The sequence below is a fragment of the Ruegeria sp. AL2 genome (assembly GCF_056540845.1).
Window position 1 is genome coordinate 1 of sequence record NZ_JBQFXM010000034.1, and the last position, 18,621, is coordinate 18,621.

Annotated in this window: 19 protein-coding genes; 8 read left to right on the forward strand and 11 right to left on the reverse strand. The window is 55.4% G+C overall.

The features are described 5' to 3' along the window. The first annotated feature begins 294 nt into the window (after nucleotides 1-294). Nucleotides 295-561 carry a MaoC family dehydratase gene (locus tag ACR0ID_RS19275; RefSeq protein WP_480555763.1) on the forward strand — a complete coding sequence of 89 codons (267 nt, stop codon included), beginning with the start codon at nucleotides 295-297 and terminating at the stop codon, nucleotides 559-561. Between the two features lie 29 nt (nucleotides 562-590). On the opposite strand, the gene ACR0ID_RS19280 is transcribed toward ACR0ID_RS19275, so the two are convergent. The 11 genes from ACR0ID_RS19280 to ACR0ID_RS19330 form a co-directional block, all read right to left on the reverse strand. Beyond that, entirely contained in the window at nucleotides 591-812 is a 222-nt protein-coding gene (locus ACR0ID_RS19280) for a hypothetical protein (protein WP_480520747.1), read from the reverse strand. Between the two features lie 160 nt (nucleotides 813-972). After that, nucleotides 973-1,374: a hypothetical protein gene (locus ACR0ID_RS19285; protein ID WP_480520745.1), complete on the reverse strand. Its 402-nt coding sequence runs from the start codon at nucleotides 1,372-1,374 to the stop codon at nucleotides 973-975. Continuing rightward, nucleotides 1,371-2,084 carry an ABC transporter ATP-binding protein gene (locus ACR0ID_RS19290; RefSeq protein ID WP_480608015.1) on the reverse strand — a complete coding sequence of 238 codons (714 nt, stop codon included), beginning with the start codon at nucleotides 2,082-2,084 and terminating at the stop codon, nucleotides 1,371-1,373. Before ACR0ID_RS19290 ends, ACR0ID_RS19285 begins: the two co-directional genes overlap by 4 nt. A gap of 4 nt (nucleotides 2,085-2,088) precedes the next feature. Next, nucleotides 2,089-3,225, reverse strand: coding sequence for an ABC transporter permease (locus ACR0ID_RS19295; protein WP_480608018.1), 1,137 nt, complete (start codon nucleotides 3,223-3,225; stop codon nucleotides 2,089-2,091). After that, nucleotides 3,222-4,376, reverse strand: coding sequence for an efflux RND transporter periplasmic adaptor subunit (locus ACR0ID_RS19300; protein ID WP_480608020.1), 1,155 nt, complete (start codon nucleotides 4,374-4,376; stop codon nucleotides 3,222-3,224). Before ACR0ID_RS19300 ends, ACR0ID_RS19295 begins: the two co-directional genes overlap by 4 nt. Beyond that, a complete protein-coding gene (locus ACR0ID_RS19305; RefSeq protein ID WP_480608022.1) occupies nucleotides 4,373-4,987 on the reverse strand; it encodes a TetR/AcrR family transcriptional regulator in 615 nt (204 codons plus the stop codon). Before ACR0ID_RS19305 ends, ACR0ID_RS19300 begins: the two co-directional genes overlap by 4 nt. A 395-nt stretch (nucleotides 4,988-5,382) precedes the next feature. Further along, on the reverse strand, nucleotides 5,383-6,543 hold the full coding sequence (locus tag ACR0ID_RS19310; RefSeq protein WP_480608025.1) for a Gfo/Idh/MocA family protein: 1,161 nt from the start codon (nucleotides 6,541-6,543) through the stop codon (nucleotides 5,383-5,385). 196 nt (nucleotides 6,544-6,739) lie between these two features. Next, complete coding sequence (locus ACR0ID_RS19315) at nucleotides 6,740-7,486, reverse strand: anti-sigma factor family protein (RefSeq protein WP_480608028.1); 747 nt, start codon at nucleotides 7,484-7,486, stop codon at nucleotides 6,740-6,742. Next, complete coding sequence (locus tag ACR0ID_RS19320) at nucleotides 7,483-8,028, reverse strand: RNA polymerase sigma factor (protein ID WP_480608031.1); 546 nt, start codon at nucleotides 8,026-8,028, stop codon at nucleotides 7,483-7,485. The genes ACR0ID_RS19315 and ACR0ID_RS19320 overlap by 4 nt, the downstream gene beginning before the upstream one ends. A gap of 6 nt (nucleotides 8,029-8,034) precedes the next feature. Then, nucleotides 8,035-8,427: a COG4315 family predicted lipoprotein gene (locus ACR0ID_RS19325; RefSeq protein WP_480608034.1), complete on the reverse strand. Its 393-nt coding sequence runs from the start codon at nucleotides 8,425-8,427 to the stop codon at nucleotides 8,035-8,037. 403 nt (nucleotides 8,428-8,830) lie between these two features. Further along, the gene (locus ACR0ID_RS19330; RefSeq protein ID WP_480477774.1) at nucleotides 8,831-9,460 is read right to left on the reverse strand and encodes a TetR family transcriptional regulator C-terminal domain-containing protein; all 630 of its coding nucleotides are present in this window, start codon (nucleotides 9,458-9,460) and stop codon (nucleotides 8,831-8,833) included. 139 nt (nucleotides 9,461-9,599) lie between these two features. Here ACR0ID_RS19330 and ACR0ID_RS19335 point away from each other — a divergent pair, with 139 nt between their 5' ends. From ACR0ID_RS19335 to ACR0ID_RS19365, 7 genes are read left to right on the forward strand one after another with little or no spacing between them, the layout of a single operon-like run. Then, nucleotides 9,600-10,457, forward strand: coding sequence for an ABC transporter permease (locus ACR0ID_RS19335; RefSeq protein ID WP_480608037.1), 858 nt, complete (start codon nucleotides 9,600-9,602; stop codon nucleotides 10,455-10,457). Beyond that, nucleotides 10,454-11,242, forward strand: coding sequence for an ABC transporter permease (locus ACR0ID_RS19340; protein ID WP_480588105.1), 789 nt, complete (start codon nucleotides 10,454-10,456; stop codon nucleotides 11,240-11,242). The genes ACR0ID_RS19335 and ACR0ID_RS19340 overlap by 4 nt, the downstream gene beginning before the upstream one ends. Next, the gene (locus ACR0ID_RS19345) at nucleotides 11,239-12,336 is read left to right on the forward strand and encodes an ABC transporter ATP-binding protein (RefSeq protein ID WP_480608040.1); all 1,098 of its coding nucleotides are present in this window, start codon (nucleotides 11,239-11,241) and stop codon (nucleotides 12,334-12,336) included. Before ACR0ID_RS19340 ends, ACR0ID_RS19345 begins: the two co-directional genes overlap by 4 nt. Before the next feature lie 17 nt (nucleotides 12,337-12,353). Then, the gene (locus ACR0ID_RS19350; protein ID WP_480608043.1) at nucleotides 12,354-13,415 is read left to right on the forward strand and encodes an ABC transporter substrate-binding protein; all 1,062 of its coding nucleotides are present in this window, start codon (nucleotides 12,354-12,356) and stop codon (nucleotides 13,413-13,415) included. Between the two features lie 60 nt (nucleotides 13,416-13,475). Beyond that, nucleotides 13,476-15,542, forward strand: a complete 2,067-nt coding sequence (locus tag ACR0ID_RS19355) for an FAD-dependent oxidoreductase (RefSeq protein ID WP_480608046.1) — start codon at nucleotides 13,476-13,478, stop codon at nucleotides 15,540-15,542. Further along, nucleotides 15,539-17,113 (forward strand): trimethylamine methyltransferase family protein, encoded by a 1,575-nt coding sequence (locus ACR0ID_RS19360; RefSeq protein WP_480608049.1) that lies wholly within the window; start codon nucleotides 15,539-15,541, stop codon nucleotides 17,111-17,113. Before ACR0ID_RS19355 ends, ACR0ID_RS19360 begins: the two co-directional genes overlap by 4 nt. Further along, nucleotides 17,106-18,470 (forward strand): aminotransferase, encoded by a 1,365-nt coding sequence (locus tag ACR0ID_RS19365; protein ID WP_480608052.1) that lies wholly within the window; start codon nucleotides 17,106-17,108, stop codon nucleotides 18,468-18,470. Before ACR0ID_RS19360 ends, ACR0ID_RS19365 begins: the two co-directional genes overlap by 8 nt. Nucleotides 18,471-18,621 lie beyond the last annotated feature (151 nt).

Consider the following 18,621-nt stretch of genomic DNA (forward strand, 5'->3'; position numbering starts at 1 on the left):
CCCGTCCAGGTCGTGCGACCTAGGAACGTGTCGCATAACGAACCGGGGAAAGGGGCAAATGCGGCCCAAGCGCTATTCGTGCAACGCGGTCGTACTTAACACGATTTCACGCACCTTTTTTGCCCGGGCGACAGACGGGTAGTAGGCCTGATTATCTTTGCTTTGCGGGAAATAGCCTGTGCTTTGCCACCTGTTTTTCAGTGGCTTGTGTTTCCACGGGCCAATCTAGGTTCTGGACCCTTTAAATCGGTTGCCATGACTTAGACTGCTTGGTTCAAGTGATCAGCCCCACTTGTGCTGCCAGTGGTTGATGGGCTCAAGTTTCAGTCTCAAGCAAAACCCGATGGCCTGGCGTCGCTCGGGTGGAACTGGCGGTTCGAGAAACCCGTCTTCGCAGGTGACACGATCCGGGCTGATCTGATCGTCGTCTCAAAACGCATTACGACATCGGGAAAACGCGGGATCATTGAATTTCAGTTTGATGTTTTCAATCAAGATGATCTGAGAGTTCAGCAGGGAACCAATGAGTTGATCTTTGATCTGCACCTTCATCAAGATTGATGTGCGGACATGTCGACATCACGGATGTGTCAAACTTTTTGAGCGGCCAGAAGCAGCGACTTACCGGGCACACCTATCCCGCAATCTCGGCAAATAGCCGATAGCCAGACCTCGTGGTATAAAAAAAGCCGCTTCGCGATTATTTTGGCGACCGCGATCCCGTTGGTTTTGCAGATCTCGATCAGTGGCGCGATGACTGCCGCAGGTATTTCTTCCATGAAGAGCTTGGTTGAGCGCTTCAGTTGGGCCATTACTCTGAGAGGACGGTGATCAGGAACGCGGTACACCATCTCAATGACCGAGAGCCGAACAGAGCGGTCATGTATTCATTGTCCAGGCCCTGTCCCATGTGTGAAGCGACGTTGGATTTCACCAAATATTCTACGGCCGGGAAATCAGGGTCTGCCAGGGTCAATCCGTTCGCAAGATATGTATCCAAGCCACAACAGAAATGGCTAACCAGACACCCGCGCGAAGGGTCATCGCACCAACGGTGCGCATCTCGTAGGCGTTGCCTTGCAACACATGAACGCCGAAGGCCAGGAAAACCAGAACGGTGGCTACCAGAATGCCTGTTGATATCCAGGCCGCTGACCGGTGCCGAAGAAACAGCCCAATACCGGCCACGACATAGGCGAACCCCGCCAGAAAGTTGAACCACAGCACGAAGGGCACCGCATCGCCAACGGCGGTGCGTGCTTCCTCGCCACCAAACAAGGCCCACCCGCCTGAGAAAACGGTCAACGCGCCGAAAACTAATGCTACGCTTGCCGCTACTTTCAGGGCGCGGTTGCCAAGGGTCGCATTTCTCATGTCACGCCCCCTTCCGTTCCATCAAGTAGGCCGTCGCGCAGGTGGAACAGCTTGTCGAACCGGTCATAAATCTTTTCATCATGCGTCACAGCAATGATGCAGGCGTCTTGCTCAGCCGCGAGCTTGCGCATCAAGTCCATCACGATCCCGGCCCGCTGGCTGTCAAGCGCCGCAGTTGGTTCATCTGCCAGAATGATGCGCGGGCTGTTGGCAAGGGCGCGTGCGATGGCCACACGCTGCGCCTCACCTCCGGACAGAAGCGCGGGCATCGCATCCCTGCGGTGACCGACCTCCAGATAGTCCAGCAGTTCAATAGCGCGCCTTTGCGCTTCGACCGTCGATTTTCCAGCCAGTTTCAGCACCAGGGCAACGTTATCTTTGGCATCGAGAAATGGCAGAAGATTATGGAACTGAAAGATAAACCCGATCTTGTTGAGCCGTAGCTTGCGCAGATCGTTTCGCAGCCATTGCTTGTCGTAAACCACCTCATTGTCCAGCGTAACCTTCCCCGTACTCGGAGCAATGATGCAGCCAATGACATTCAGAAGCGTCGTTTTACCCGATCCAGACGGGCCGAGTAGTGCCACGACTTCGCCTGCCTGGACTGACAGATCAACACCCTTCAATGCGTCGACGCGAGCATCACCTTCGCCAAAGTGCTTGGAGACATTGGTAACATCTACAATCACGCGGCGCGGATCATTGAGCATGACGTCACCCTCCGATTGCCGTGGCCGGATCGACCTTGAGTGCGGCACGAACGCCAAGGCCGCTGGCGACGATGCAGACAACGAGTATGATCCCTGCCAAAGCGACGGCGTTGATCGGCTCCAACACAACCCGGCGGGGGAAGTAGTCCTTGACTAGCAGGATAAGGATCAGGCCGAAACTCCAGCCAACCGCACCAAGTGCAATGGATTGCTGCACGATCAGCCCGATGATCGTGCGGTCGGGGGCGCCGATCAGTTTGAGTGTGGCGATCTGCTTCAGCTTTTCCATGGTCATCGTGTAGATAATTAGCGCGATTACAACGGCTGAAACGGACAATAGAATGCCCAGAAACAAACCTATCTGCCGCTTTGCTCGATCCACCACAGACATTAGCAAGATAGACTCCTGATCGGCTTGTGTCAGGGCCCCAAGATGTTTCCATTGGCGCACCGACTGCGCCACTTCTTGCGGGTCTGCAAGCGGTTCAAGCCGCGCGATCACAGCCGCAACGCTGTCCTGACTTTCGAGCAACCCCGCGCCTCGTGCCTGCTGAATGCGTTGCGCCGACGGGGCCAGTTGCGTCTGTAGCACCTGCGCATCGCGTAAAGTGATGAACGCAGCCGGATCACCGGCGGAATTCATCGTATCCTCGACCAACCCGACCACAGTGAAAGGATCGCGGCCCAGTCGGATCACATCACCGACGGACAGTCCGGATTTGGCGTCTGCCACGATTTCGAAATGGGACTGGTTGATCCCACGCCCTACCGTGATTGCTTCGGGTCCACCGGGGTGACCTGGCTCGTATCCGATCACGTACAGGCGTAGCGTTTCGCCGCGAAAGGGCGCCTCGACGGTCTGGTATGTGATGCTGCCCGCTTCGGCCACACCATGCAATCGCCCCACGGCATCACGGGTTCCGTCAGGAATTTTTGAGGCTTCTGCAAACGGCCCGCGTGTACCAGTTTCAACAATCCAAAGATCTGCTCGCGGTGCTTTGACGATGTTCAGCGCGTCCGCAACCAGCCCATTGTAAATACCAATCATTGCCAGCACGACCGCCATCAGAAGGCTGAGGCCGAGGCAAGTCAGAATGAAGCGGAACAGATTGTGACGCACATCGCGGTAGGCGAGGTTCATGGCGCATTCCTCTCGACGACCCGAACCATGCGCCCTTCAGACAGCCCTTTAACGGGTGCCAAGATGACCTGCGAGCCATTGGGAATACCACTAACCAGCTCGACCCGCGCATCTTCGGTCCGGTGCCCGAAAACTGCCGACACCTGATGTGCACGCCCATCCTGCGCGACCCAGATACGACCTTCATGCCCGTCAAAACCGGTTATTGCGATCTCTGGAACCAACATCGCATCGACCAGCTCTGTCACTGTGATCCAAACTTCGGCCTGTTCGCCGAGAAAAACCTGTTCCGGGCACCGATTGCATGCAATCCAGACCCGGCGTTCTTCGTTCACCCGGTCGCTTTCTATACCGATCCGCGCGATCTTGCCGGTGAAGACCTTGTGCGGCAAAGACCGCAACCTCACTTCGGCAACTTGTCCGAGTTGCAGGCCCCCGGCCCGCTCTTCATCAATGTAGGCCAATGCCCAGACAGTGTTCGGGTCCACAAGGGTAAAGATAGGTTCACCAACGACAACAACAGTACCTGCTTCGACATGACGCTCAACAACGACCGCGTCAAACGGTGCCCGCAACACATGATGATCAAGCAGTACACGCTCGTATTGCAGAACTGCCTTGGCGTCATTGTGCATGGATTGGGCAACCTCAACATCACTTTCTGCGACGGCCAGATCAGCGGCTGCAACATCGACATCCCGCTGCGCTTCTTCCGCAGCCTGAGTCGAGACGGCGTTGCGCCCGGCAAGTTCCTGCTGGCGCGTATTTGTCGACTGCCGCTGCGCAAGAATGGCACGCGCGCGTATCACATTTGCCTCAGCCTTGCCCAAGGTGGCCTCTGCGGCGGCAACCCCCGCTTTGGCGCGCGCGACTTTTGCTTGTTGTTCCGTCGGATGAAGCCGGGCAAGGACCTGCTCCGCTTTGATCGTATCACCACTGTCGACCGAAAGTTCTGTCAGCGTGGCACCAACTTCAAATCCAACATCTGAGACGATCCTGGCCTCGACCGTACCCAGCCCATAAACACGTACAGGGACATTCTGTTCAATTGCGGCCGCGGAAACACTGATCGGGCACTCTGTAAGGACAAACCTGCCAAAGACTGCGAGGACGACAACAAGGCTGACACCCAGGATGATACGGCGGTTCATGGCGAAACCTCTGTACTTGCTATTCGGAATAGCCGTATCTGAGCATCGAGCAATCGGCTTCCTTCGGCTTCCAATGCGAAACCGCGTTTCCCCAAAGTCCAGCGGATCGCCAACCCTTGCACCAGCGAGACCAACAGTAGCGCTCCGTCTTCAGGCGGCAGGTCTGTGTCGAACAGGCCCGCTTTCTGCCCGTTGGTCAGCTCGATGGACAGCAATCCGACCAATTCAGTCATCAGCGTAAGAACAGATTTCCGGAGATCGTCGTTTTCGACCTGTAGCTCGCGCGAGAACAGAATGGACGGGATGGCCGGCATAGTCTCGATCTGGTGCAATTGTGCCAAGATCAGCGCTTTGATCCGATCTGCCGGATCGGCGGATGTCCTAAGCGCGTCACCCCATGCGGTTCGGAGGCGTTCAGAAATCTCTGCTGCCACCGCCAACCATAAATCCTGTTTGGTCGCGAAATGCCGGAAGATTGCGGGCTGCGTCAGCCCGACTGTATCAGCAACCGACTGCGTGGTCAGGCGATCTGGGCCCAACTCGTCCGCGAGACGCAGCATTGCCTGTACGATCTCGGTCTTGCGTTCATCTGCGGGCTTGCGTGCAGGCATTGGACATCATTTTGTTAGTGAGTAATAACTAACTAACTAAGACGAGATACACTTGCCGTCAAGCGCACCTGCATTTGATTTCTGCATCGGGGGCGGAAAGGGTCGCTTGGCACCTTTTAGGAGCGATATGATCTACAGGAAAATAGCGGAAAGCACCCAATAACCGCGGGGCACCTAAAGACAAACTTCGTGAAAAACACGACATCAAGCCGCTTGGGATCGTCGCAAATAGGCCGCATAATCAAACCAGTCAGATGCGCCGGACCCTCTCTTAGAACAGATAGCCATCTGTACCAAAATCCCTGACGACGGACAACAGGTGGGGGTGAAGTTTGCGACAGATCCCGGCGGCAGTCAGTGTTTTAACAGAACACTGGACGCCGCGTTTAGCGGCATCAATCTGAAATCTCGACCAAATCGACCCAGCGGCTTTCTCGGGCGGATTTGAGAACGGCCTCGCAGAAACGCATTTCATAGTGACCGTCTTCAAATGTCGCCCACGTGCTGCCTTGCCCGCGCGTGCCTGCGCAAATGTCCAGATAAACGCTGTTAAAAAAGTTAAAAAAACTGTCCGCGAACCCTTCGACATGGCCCGGAGGCAAAGACGCAGCATGGGTCCCGGCTGCATTCATCAGGGTAAAATCACGCATCAATACCTGATTGGCGGCGTCGCGATGACCTATGAACAGATGATCCGGCTTTTCGCTGTCCCATGACGAACTGGATTTGCTTCCGGCTATGTCCCAGACTAGGGAGTTCTTGCGTCCGAAATTGATCTGCGACGTCGTCATGACCCCCTTGGCGCCGCCCTCATACCGTATCAGGATTGCTGCGCTGTCGTCTGTATCAATCGCCACGGTTTCGGTTGCGCCACCTGCGTTTGAGAATGTTCCAACTGGCCCCATCGGGCGCTGCCGCTCCGGTAGAAATGTCGTCAAATCCGCGAAAACGGATTTTGCCTTTAATCCTGTAATAAAGCCCGTCAAATCGACCCAGTGCGTGCCAATATCGCCAACCGAACGCAGAACTCCTCCTGACTCGGCCTGCAATCGCCAATTCCAGTCCGTTCGTTTCGCAAGCCAATCCTGATGGTAGTGGCCTGTGACAAGGCGGATATCGCCCAAATCACCTTGGTTGACCATTTCGTGTGCGTGCTGGTTCAGAGGATAAAACCGGATATTGTAGCACACCGCGCAAATCTTACCGGACGCAGCCGACATTTCGACCATTTCAGCCGATTGCTGGCTGGTCATTGCCAGTGGTTTCTCGCAGATCACGTGCTTTCCGGCTCTGAGGATGGCCATGACCTGCGGATAATGCGCCTGGTTTGGGGAAGTTACGTGAACCACATCCACGCTGTTATCGGCCAGCAACTCCTCCAAGGACGAGTATGCCTGTGCCACACAAAGTTCTGCGGCGCCGGCTGCGCCTCTTTCCGGAGATGAGCCAAGAACGCCAGCTATCTGCACACCCAAGCGGCGCAAGGTCTGCACGTGAACTGTTCCGATAAAACCCGTTCCAATGACTGCCGCACGAACCCCTGATAGGTTTGCCATGTAGCTCTCCTTTTGAATACCGAACACCGTTCACTGACCGGCATATGCGGTGTTAAGATATTCTCAACCAACAAAAAAATTCTTGCCACTTGGTGCGGTTCACCGCAACAGACACCGGCAACTTCGGACTGCTTTTTGCTGGAAACTTGCGGGTTTCGCAAAGCTTCTGCGCGAATGAAGCCGCTCAAAGCAGTCTCTAGATCATTTGACCATGCGCCACGCGGGCGATGTGTTCCATCGGGTCGCGCTGCTGGTCTCCGACCAACGTATACTGCCAGGGTCCGTCCTGCCAGAAGACGACAAGATACCCGTCCTCTTGTCGAAACCGAAATGATTGAGTTTGAGTTGTGTCGCCATGCGTGGCCATCAAACTTAACCGATCACCCTCTGCATTCTCGTACATAAATAAAGCTGAGGCTTGGTCTCCTGCGGGCAAAAGGCGTCCTCCAATCAGGGAAAACCCGGTTTCCCCAAGTTGCGGCGCGATAATGGCAGAGCCCAGACGATTGGAGAGCCAGGTTTGCAAGTGGTCTTTTTCCGCAGCGGCGACTTCTACAGGGTGAAGAACCTCAACGGCGAATAAAGAATGCGCTGCCTTTGCGTGTTGTGAAAACAATGCCAGATCGTCGGTTGTTCCACTGTTCCAAGGTTGCAAATAAGATCCCAAGCCGAATCCGACTGTAAAAACCGCGACCGAAGCAACCAGCCTAAAAGAGACTGGCGAAGGTGGCGTGGCCTGTTTCCGCAGACTTCGAAGATGTGCCGCAGAAGGTACAGGGACCGCCTTGTTTATCAGATCAGATTGACGCTGCATTGCACGAACGCGCGCTGCATCGTCCGGGTGACGGGCAAGGTGACGGTCAAGGCGTTCGCTCTCTTCCGGTGACAACTCACCGTCTATGCTACGCTGAACCAGGTCTTCGATGGATGGGGTGTGCGTCATTTCACGCTCCTGATCTTCACGGCGGTCGAAGCGTCCATTTCAGATTTGATTTTAGTACGCGCGCGCGAGATCCGCGACATCAGCGTACCCTTTGGAATGGACAAAGTTGTGGCCGCTTCGTCATAGCTTAACCCACCAATCACAACAGAAAGAAGGGCTTCTCGCTGATCTTGAGGAACAGAATCCAGCGCCTTCCAGACAGCCTTGAGTTCCAACCGTTCTTCGGCCGTGCTTGTTGTTGCTGCCAGCGTCGAAATGTTGTCGAGATCGACAGTGTTGAATTTGGTCTCTCGACGCCACCTATCCCGATAGAGGTTCAACAATATTTTAGTGAGCCATGGTTTCAACGGCCGTCCCGGAAGCCATAGCAATCGTTTGCGAAGGGCGCGTTCAACACAATCCTGCACCAGATCATCCGCCGCATCCCGATCACGGGTCAGCGACCAGGCATAACGCCAAAGATCGGGGAGGCAGTTTTCAAGCTGGTTTTCAAATGACTGAAGCATGTACGTAAGCCGGGGGAGGAAACTTTCCCCCGGCACCAAGGTTCAGGGGCGTGCGATATGCCAAACACCTTTTACACCGTCCCCTGTCATGTCCCCAGGGTTTTCGTCTTTGAACCATAGATAAAGCGGCTTTCCTTTGTAGGCGACCTGAACGCTGCCATCCTTGCGTTCAATCAGGCTGTAGCCTTTTTTCAGTTCCATGTTGGCATCACCCATCAGCGGCGGCCATTTGGCGGCACAGTCATCATAGCAATTCGAAACGCCTGTCTCGTCCTTGTCAAAGGTATAGAGCGTCATCTTGTGCGCATCCATCAGGAAGGTTTCTCCGTTGAGCTGGCCAGTTACGGCTGGCGCACCGGTGTGACCATCCGCAAATGAACCGGTTGCAGTCGCAACCAGCGCGACACCGGCAAAAGTGAGGGATTTTAGGGACATTGGATTCTCCGACTTTTTCAGGTCTGCCGGATGGCAGACAATACAACTACGAAGGCGCCTGGAAAAAATTCCCCAAAGTGAAACTTTTTTTGGTGGCGTGTAGGCATTGTTGTGGTGGCTAAGCCAAAATCCGAGCCTACAGGAAAGGTCACCCATGTCCGGTTTGGGTACGAATAACCTGTATCTGTCGACAAGTGGACAAGCGCCTTAGGTCTGTGGGGCAGGGGGCTTCGTCACCTGACAATGTCCCAAGTTTGGGTATGTAAGTAATGGCACGGCAGTCGCAGTTGTTTCAAAACGAAAGCACAGACGAGCTGATTGTATGCGCCCGGAACAATTTTCTCTCAGAAACTTCTGTCTCCGAGTTATCCAACTTGAACTAGAACACCGCCAAGGCTTAAACCTAGAATTTTCCGGGGAAAAGTCCGCATAAAAACCTTCGAACAAGGTTGACAGAGCGGCGGCGTGAAAATCCCTGCATATCGGTTAGGTAATTCACCCACATCCCCTCCAGCAAGGCGAGCGTTCCGCTGGTTGCGTCATCTACTAGGTTCGGGTCACGTCCGTTTTTAGGGGCTATCTCTTTGAACGCGGACCGCAAGGTTTCGACAAGTTTGTCATCCTGAGTGCTGCTGTAACGGGCGATACCTGGATGAGAGCTTGCGATACCCCGAAACGCATGCCAGATTTTTGTACTGCGCGGATTGAGCAGTGCTTCTGACAGGTCGGCCTCAATCACTGCCATAACACGGTCTTCGGGCGTTGCGCTCGCGCCCAGATCCGTCCTTCTGTCCATCTCGGCATAATACTCGGTGCTGAAATGCCGGGCGGCTGCGGTCAGCAAATTGTCCTTACCCCCGAAATGCAAATGGATCATTCCGCGCGACAGGCCGGAGCGCTCGCAGATTCGGCTGACCGAGGTATCGGTAACTCCAATATCGGCAATTGTGTCCAGAGTCGCGTCGATCAGTAGCTGTTTGTTGGCTTCCGGATCCCGCTTTGAACCGCGTTTTTGTTCCTTGGTGCTTTGCACTTTGTTCAATGTTACCAACCGTTTGTGAATGCCTCATAGAGGTAGATCAAAGGAATATTGACACGAAAGGCCTTTCTGGCGCAACATTTAATGGACGATCGTCCATTAGTAACTCGTGAATTTCGGGAAGGGAGGTTGGGTGATCATTCGCAGCGAAGCGTCCCGGGGATATACCCTCAGCGCGCCAGCCACGGCTTACGTGGGGTTTCTGGTCGCGGCGCCATTGTTGATCCTGATTGCCTATTCATTCTGGACCCAAACCTATGTGACGCTCGACAAGACACCGACGCTGAAGAATTACAGCGATGCGTTTGCGGATCCGCTGGTCCGTCACCTGATGCTTCGGTCGATCTGGATTGCCGGAGCGGTGACCGTAGTCACCGTCGCACTGGCCTATCCCATCGCGTATTTTATCGCGATAAAGGCCCAGAAAAAGACCATCTGGCTTCTGCTCATCACCATTCCATTTTGGTCCAGCTATTTGCTGCGCGTATTTGCCTGGAAACTCATTTTGGGTTTCAACGGCGTTATGAACTCTGCACTTCTGGCGCTGGGTCTGATCAGCGAGCCTCTCGACTTCCTGCTCTACAACGAATTCGCAGTCGTGCTGACGCTCGCTCATGCCTGGGCGCCATTTGCGATCCTGCCGATCTATGTCTCATTGCAGAAAATCGATCCCAGTCTGCTTGAGGCTGCAACAGATCTTGGGAACAGCCCCTTTCAACGTTTTATGCGGGTGACGCTGCCGCTGACGATCCCAGGTATCATTGCCGCTTGCCTGATCATCTTCATCCCTACAGTTGGTGATTATGTGACGCCGGCTCTGGTTGGTGGTTCAGATGGGAAGATGATCGCCAATCTTATTCAGGTGCAGTTCGGGGCCGCCAACAACTGGCCCCTTGGGGCTACGCTATCGCTGATCGCAATGCTGTCGGTGGGTTTTGTGGCCATCGTGTTTGTCATGTCCGCAACGCGGCTGGGGAGGCGGATCAGATGAGACGTCCTTCGACACTGACAGCCTATGCGTTCCTTTATCTGCTGTTTCTCTACCTGCCGGTTCTGTTCCTGCCCTTGTTCTCGTTCAACAGCGGCACAATCGTTGCGTTCCCGATCAAGGGCTGGACACTGGACTGGTATCGGAAGCTAGGCGAGCAGGACACGTTGATCCAGGCGCTTTGGAATTCGCTTGCCGTCGGAACTGTTGTTGCCCTTCTATCGACCGCCATGGGATTGTTCGCCGCCCGTGCCTTTGTTCGGTACCGTTTTCGGGGTCAACGCGCGGCAGAAGGTCTGGTGATGCTGCCTTTGGTGATCCCGGGCATAATCGTCGCCTCTTCAATGCTGGTCCTGTTTCTGTTTCTCGGTCTCAAGCCGTCTTTGCTGACCGTCATTCTGGGCCATACGTTTCTCGCGTTGCCGTTCTCTGTCTCGATCCTGAAGTCTGCCTTTGATGACTTCGACGCATCACTGGAGGAAGCATCTTACGATCTGGGCGTCGGTGTGTTCGAAACATTCCGTCGCGTGACGCTGCCGGTCGTTGCCCCCGGTATCGTAGCCAGTGTTTTGGTCACATTCACCGTCAGTTTCGATGAATTCGTCCTCGCCTTTTTCCTGTCCGGTAACCAGCCAACCCTGCCGGTTTATATCTGGAGCCAGATCCGTTTCCCCGCCAAGCTTCCAAATGTTTTGGCACTGGGGTCGATCCTGTTGCTAACCTCGGTTCTGCTTCTGGTTCTGGCTGAATACTTCCGCCGCCGTTCATCCGCATCTGAGGTCCGATGACAAACAGAAACATCATAGAGCTCAGGGATGTCGAAAAGCGCTACGGCACATTTGTGGCCGCGAGCGGCATAAACCTTGACCTCAGAGAGGGCGAGTTCTTTTCGCTCCTCGGTCCTTCGGGATGTGGCAAGACCACGGTTTTACGCATGATCGCGGGCTTTCAGGAACTCACCAGAGGGAAGGTGCTGATTGACGGTCAGGATATGGAAGGAGTGCCCGCCAACAAACGCCCGACGAACATGGTTTTCCAAAGCTACGCAATCTTTCCGCACCTCAATGTCGGGAATAACGTAGCCTACGGGTTGCGGGGCAAAGCGCCTAAGGCCGAGATCGATCAGCGCGTCGCCGAAGCCTTGGAAATGGTCGAACTGGGTGGTCTTCAGGATCGCGGCGCAAGCGAGTTATCGGGCGGGCAACGTCAAAGGGTGGCGCTTGCCCGCGCGCTGATCATGCGGCCAAAGGTGTTGCTTTTGGATGAACCCTTGTCAGCGCTTGACAAGAAGCTGCGTGAACAGATGCAGTTTGAAATGCGCAATCTGCAACAGTCGCTTGGCATTACCTTTGTGATGGTCACGCATGATCAGTACGAAGCGATGACCATGTCCGACCGTATCGGCGTGATGTTCAACGGGCAACTCAAGCAGGTGGACACGCCAACAACGCTTTATGCCCGTCCCTGTGATCAGCAAGTGGCCCGCTTCATCGGTGAGATGAACATATTGCCGGCCCGGTTGCTGGACGAAAGCGGTGACACGTTGTCAATCGATGCGGCTGCCTTCGGGCGGATGGAAATCGAAAGAAATCCCAATGTGGCGACCAGCGCCAGAAACATGAATATCGGTATTCGGCCGGAACAGCTGGAGATTGCTGCGGACCGGCCTGAAGACTACCCATCAACGGTTCAAGGCACTGTCAGCAACGTCGCCTTCTACGGTGAAAATATTCACTACCACATTCAGGTGGCAGGAGCCGAGAAACCAATCTCGGTCTCGGTTCCAAACTATTTTCACACGGTCGATTTCAAACGTGGCGACACCGTTTGGCTGGGGCTTCAGGCGGCCAGTGTGATCGATCTTGGTACGAATTCGGAATAAAACAGAGGGAGGATAGAATGAAACTTCAGGGAATTGCGGCCTTCGCATGTGCGACGGCGTTAACGACAGGCGGTGCCAGTGCAGGTGGCGCTGATCTGACGGTTTTTGACTGGTCGGGATATGAAGATCCTGGGTTCTTTGCCAGTTACATGGAAAAATACGGGGACGAAGCACCAAGCTATTCCTATTTCGGAAGCCAGGAAGAAGCCTTTACCAAGCTGAGTTCCGGTTTTACCGCTGATCTGGCACATCCTTGTTCCGACGCTGTCAGAAAATGGGTCGCAGCTGATCTGATTCAGCCTTTGGACGAAAGCAAGCTGACCAATTGGGCGGATGTGCTGCCCGAGATCAAAGAGGTCGACGCCATCGTTCTGGACGGCCAGCTTTACATGCTGCCGTTTGAATGGGGGAACACGGGCCTTATCTATCGCACCGACAAGATCTCGGGGGATGACATCTCGCTGCAACTGATGGCGGACCCGGCCTTTGCGGGCAAAATCGCCATCCCGGATGCCGCATCGTCTGCTTATGCCCTGGCCGCGCTGGCCACCGGAAACGCGGATGACTACACCAACCTGAGCGATGAGCAATTCAAGGAAGCATCGGATTTCCTGCGCTCGATCCATCCGAACATGCGCTTTTACTGGTCCGATGCGGGTCAGTTTGACCAGGCCATGACCAGTGGCGAGATCGAAATGGGTTGGGCCTGGAACCAGTCCGAACTGAACCTGATCTGGAACGAAGTGCCCGCGGCCATGATGCGCAACGTGGACAAGGGCATCGCGACCTGGGCGTGTGGCTATGTGCATCTGAAATCGTCCACGACACCGGTCGATCAGGTCTATGACCTTTTGAACGCGCTTACGGACCCTGCCAGTGGTCAGTACATCATCGACAACTGGGGCTACCCGCATTCCAACGCAAAAGCGTTTGAAATCGCCGATCAGGCCAATATCGAAGCCTATGGTTTTTCCGATCCCAAAAGCTTCTTCGAAGGCAGCTTGTTTTTTGATGCTGTGAACCCCGAGCTTGAGGCGAAGATGCTGGCCGAATTCGAGCGGATCAAAGCCGGCTTCTAACACAACCCATCATCCGGGGCCTAAGGGCTCCGGAACCCAACTACAGGAAAACGCGTGATTATGTCGAACGCGAACCCATATGCTCTGCTTTTTGAACCGGTCCAGATCGGGCCGGTGACAGCCAGAAACCGCTTTTATCAGGTGCCGCATTGCACCGGGATGGGGCATCTCAGGCCGCGGGCGGACGCTGCCGTGCGGGGAATGAAAGCAGAAGGTGGCTGGGCCGTGGTGTCCAATCAGGAGACCGAGATTCATCCGACCTCGGATTTGTCCCCGTTCCCAGAAGGGCGACTGTGGGATGCGCGCGATGTGCCTGCGCTGCGTCTGATGACGGATGCGGTGCATGCACATGGTGCGTTGGCGGCCATCCAACTGGTTCATAACGGCAACCATGCGCAAAACCTGCTGACCCGCGCTCCGGTTCTTGCACCGTCCGAAATGTCTGTGGATACGACGCAACCAAAGCACGCGCAAGCCATGGACAAGGCTGATATTAGGGAACTTCGCCGCTGGCACCGCGACGCGGCCCTGCGCGCGAAAGAGGCCGGGTTTGACATCGTTTATGTCTATGCCGGGCACAACATGACATTGGCACAGCATTTCATGCTGCCCCATATGAACCAGCGCAGCGATGAATATGGGGGGTCGCTTGAAAATCGTGTGCGGCTGACCCGTGAACTGCTGGAAGACACCCACGATGCCATAGGCGACAGCTGTGCCGTGGCGTTCCGCTTTGCCATTGACGAGATGATGGGCGCCGACGGTATGCAGGCGGCAGAAGAAGGCCGCGCCATTGTCGAGCTATTGGCCGATCTTCCCGACCTGTGGGACGTGAATGTGGCGGATTGGTCCAATGACAGCGCAACGACCCGTTTCCAGCCCGAAGATGGTTATCAGAACGCGTTTCTGTCTCACGTCAAACAGATCACCCGAAAACCTGTTGTTGGCGTTGGCCGACTGACGTCCCCGGACATGATGCTGTCGATGGTCAAAAAGGGAATTGTCGACCTTATCGGTGCCGCGCGGCCATCCATTGCGGACCCTTTCATACCAAAAAAGATCGAGGAAGGCAGGATCGACGAAATCCGCGAATGCATCGGCTGCAATATCTGCGTGTCGTCGGACAATCTGGGTGTTCCGATCCGCTGCACACAAAACCCAACGATGGGCGAGGAATGGCGCCGCGGCTGGCACCCCGAGATCATTGCGCCGAAAAAAAGCGAGGCAGAAGTGCTGGTCATCGGTGGCGGACCTGCGGGGCTGGAATGCACCATGCAATTGGCACGGCGCGGGTATCAGGTGACACTGGCCGAGGCCTCGGCCGAATTTGGTGGACGGGTTGGCAGGGAAAGCAGACTTCCCGGCCTCGCCGCCTGGTCGCGGGTGGTTGACTATCGCCTGAACGATCTGAAACAGCGGGCCAATGTACAGTTGTTCACGGACAGCAAGCTCGAAGCCGGACAAGTCGCCGAGCTTGGCATTGAACATGTCTTTGTCGCAACCGGCAGCTATTGGCGCGCAGATGGCGTGGGTCGCAACACGCAGCGCCGCCTGCCCACGGTCACGCCGGGTGCCAAGGTGCTGACGCCTGATGAGATCATGAATGGGGTTCTGCCCCCGGGCGGCCCGGTGATGATCTATGATGATGACCACATCTATCTGGCGGGAGTGATTGCCGAGAAATTGGCGACTGCCGGATATCAGGTCATTTTTGCCACGCCAGAGAGTTTGGTTTCGGCCTACGCCGTTCATACTTTGGAACAGTCCCGCATCCAGACCCGTATGATTGAATTGGGCGTCGATATCCGTTGCAATCAGGTGCTTACGGCGGTTCAGGGCGGCGCGGTGCGGATCGGCTGTGTCTTTACCGGCCGCGAAATTGAAATCCCGTGCGCCTCAACGGTTCTGGTGACCGAGCGCCAGCGTGAAACCGCCCTTTTCGACGGCCTGAAGGGGGCCGGTTTGAAAACCCTTGACCTCATTGGTGATGCCGCGTCGCCGGGATTAATCGCAGACGCGGTTTTTGCAGGCCATCGCGCCGCCCGTGATTTCGAGCGCCCAAAGGCCGATGCAGACAAAGACTGGTTTCGCCGGGAGATTATTGATTTGGCAGAGGATGCAACATGAACAGCACCAATGAAGCACCCCGTTCACGTCGTCGCGGGGGCGGGGGGCGCGCGGCGCGTCTGAAGGTACAACAGACGACCACGGGTAACGAAGCCGTACGCGGGGGTCTGAGCGGCGGACGCTATAGACCACTGACTCAAACCGATATGGAGAACATCCATCATGCAGCCCTGACCGTTCTGGAACAAACCGGCATTACCGACCATTTCCCCGAGTTGCTTGAGCTGGTGCTTCCAAAAGGTGCAATGTTGAGTGACCTCAACCGGCTGTGCTTTCCACGCGCCCTGATGGAAGACATCCTGGCTGGTGCTGCCAAGGAGTTTTATGTCTATGCCCGCGGAGAGCGTGAAGGCAAAGACGACATGCATTGTTCGGGAGAGAGCGTTTACTTCGCCAACTCTGGAACCGCCGTGACAACATTCGATGCCAAAACCAAAACCTATCGTCCGTCGGTTCTGCGCGATGTTTATGATTTCACCCGCCTGGTAGACCGTTTGGAAAACATTCACATGCTGGGCGACACGGTTCTGGCGACGGATGTGACCGATGATTTCACCCATGACATGAACACCATTTACGCCATGCTTGCAGGCAGCCAAAAACCCGCCTGCCTGACATTCCGCGACCGCAGCCACATTCCACATGCCATCCGCATGTTTGACCTGGCTCAGGGCGGCGAGGGGGCTTTCCTGAAAAAGCCAAGCGTCATATTCGGCGGCTGCCCCATTGTTTCCCCTCTGCGGATCGGCAAGGAAAACATGGAAATCTTGATCGATACCGCCAAATTGGGCCTGACTGTTGATCTGGCCGTGCCGCCTCAAGCCGGGGCCACGGCTCCGGCGACGCTTGCGGGAACACTGGTTCAAACCGTCGCCGAAACACTTGCCTGCGTCGCCATCGTCAACCTGATCACGCCGGGTTGCCCTATCTGCTTTGCGGCCTGGCCTTTCATAACGGACCTGCGCAACGGGTCTTTCACCGGCGGCAGTGGTGAACAGGCGCTGATCGGTGCCGCAGCAATTCAGATGGGCAACTTTTACGGCCTTCCCACTTCGGTGGGTGCAGGTATGACCGATGCAAAAATACCTGATGCACAATACGGGTTGGAAAAGGCGCTGACCTTTACCCTTGCAGCGCATGCCGGCGCCAATCGCCTGTGCGAGTTTGGTGGTATGATCGGTAGTCTTATGGGATGCAGCTTTGAAAGCATGGTCATCGATGACGAAGCCGGCGGCATGATCCTGCGATCGTTGCGCGGGATAGAGGTTACCGATGAAACCATGGCGGTGGATGTGATTCACCAATGTGCCATAGATCCGGGTCATTTCCTCGGCAATCCGCACACGCTGAGCTATATGAACAGCGAATTCGTCTACCCTCAGCTTATGGACCGCGAGCGTACGGACACTTGGGAGAACGAGGGGAAAACGGATCTTCTGGACCGCGCCCGCGACAAGGCGAATTCCATCCTCGACAGCCATTTCCCCAACTATTTTGGTGCCTTGGACGCTCGGGTACGCGACGAATTTCCCATTGTGTTAAGCGCGGAAAGCATGGCGCGCCATGGATAATTCCAACGTAAAGCAATGGGACAACGACCACTTCCTGCACCCGTGGGAAGGGATGGAGGCTTTGGGTGAAAACGACCGCACCTTTATCGAAGGTGCCAGCGGCATTCATCTGATAAACGAAAAAGGTGCGCGCCTGATCGACGGACCGGGGGGCATGTGGTGCACCCAGATTGGGTATGGACGCGCGGAAATGGCCGAAGCAATGGCCGAGCAAGCCCGGAACCTTGCCTATTTCTCGCCCTTCAACAACACCAACTCGACTGCGGCACAGTTCGCCCGCGAAATCGCCAAACGTGCGCCGGGTGACCTGAATAATGTCTTCTTTACAACCGGCGGTTCCACTGCGGTTGATACTGCCATCCGGTTTGTCCATTTCCGCAACAACCTAATGGGTTGGCCAGAGAAAAAGAAAATCATTTCAAGGCAAAAAGCCTATCACGGAAGCACATATCTGGCGGCCAGCGTCAGTGGGAAGGAACGTGACAGGCTCTGGCTCGACAAGGCCGACGACCTGGCGCATTTCCTGCCGGACGTGAACCCGCTTTACCGCGCGCCCGGTCAAAGCGATGAAAGCTTTCTGAACGAGAAAGTTGCCGATCTCGAAAAGGCCATTGTGGCACTTGGCCCGGAAAATGTTGCCGCTTTTATCGCCGAACCGGTTTTGGCCTCGGGCGGCGTCATCGTACCACCAATTGGGTATCACGCACGCTGCCTGAACATCTGCAGGAAGTATGATGTTTTGTATATTTCCGACGAGGTCGTGACGGCTTTCGGTCGATTGGGCCATTGGTTCGCCTCCGAGGCTGTCTTTGGCATTCAGCCTGACATAATCACCTGTGCCAAAGGAATGACATCCGGGTATGCGCCGATGGGGGCCGCGATTATTTCTGACAGGTTGATTGCGGATGTTGCGGGAAAAGATGCTACCTTTTCGAATGGCTATACCTATTCGGGCCATCCGGTCAGCGCGGCTGCCGGGTTGAAAAACATCGAGATTTTCGAGCGGGAAAGGATACTCGAACACGTTCGAAAAGTCGGCCCGGTTTTTCAGGATCAGTTACAGCAGTTGCGCCAGATTGACATCGTGGCCGATGCGCGTGGGATGGGATTGATGGGGTGTGTTCAGTGCTCAGTCGATGGCGATCTCCAGAGCGAGCTGGGGCGCGACTATGAGATTGGCAGCCGTATCGATATGGAATGCCAGAAACGCGGTCTGCTTGTTCGACCCGTGATCAACATGTGTGTTCTTTCGCCGCCCCTCATCATTACACAAGGCGAAATCGAGCATATGTTTACTATCCTGCGGCAAGGGCTAGAAGCGACATCCGAATGGCTCGGCAGAATCAGTGGCCGGTGACTGGTGTGGGCTGTTTCTGTAATAATCTGGAGATCGGGTAATATAGCGGCATTTCGATCTTAGGTCATGTTGACAAAAGGGATTCACATCTGTCGGCGGGCATGATTCAAGCTGGTATCTACGACGGAGACCAGCTTGGCACGAGACCTGA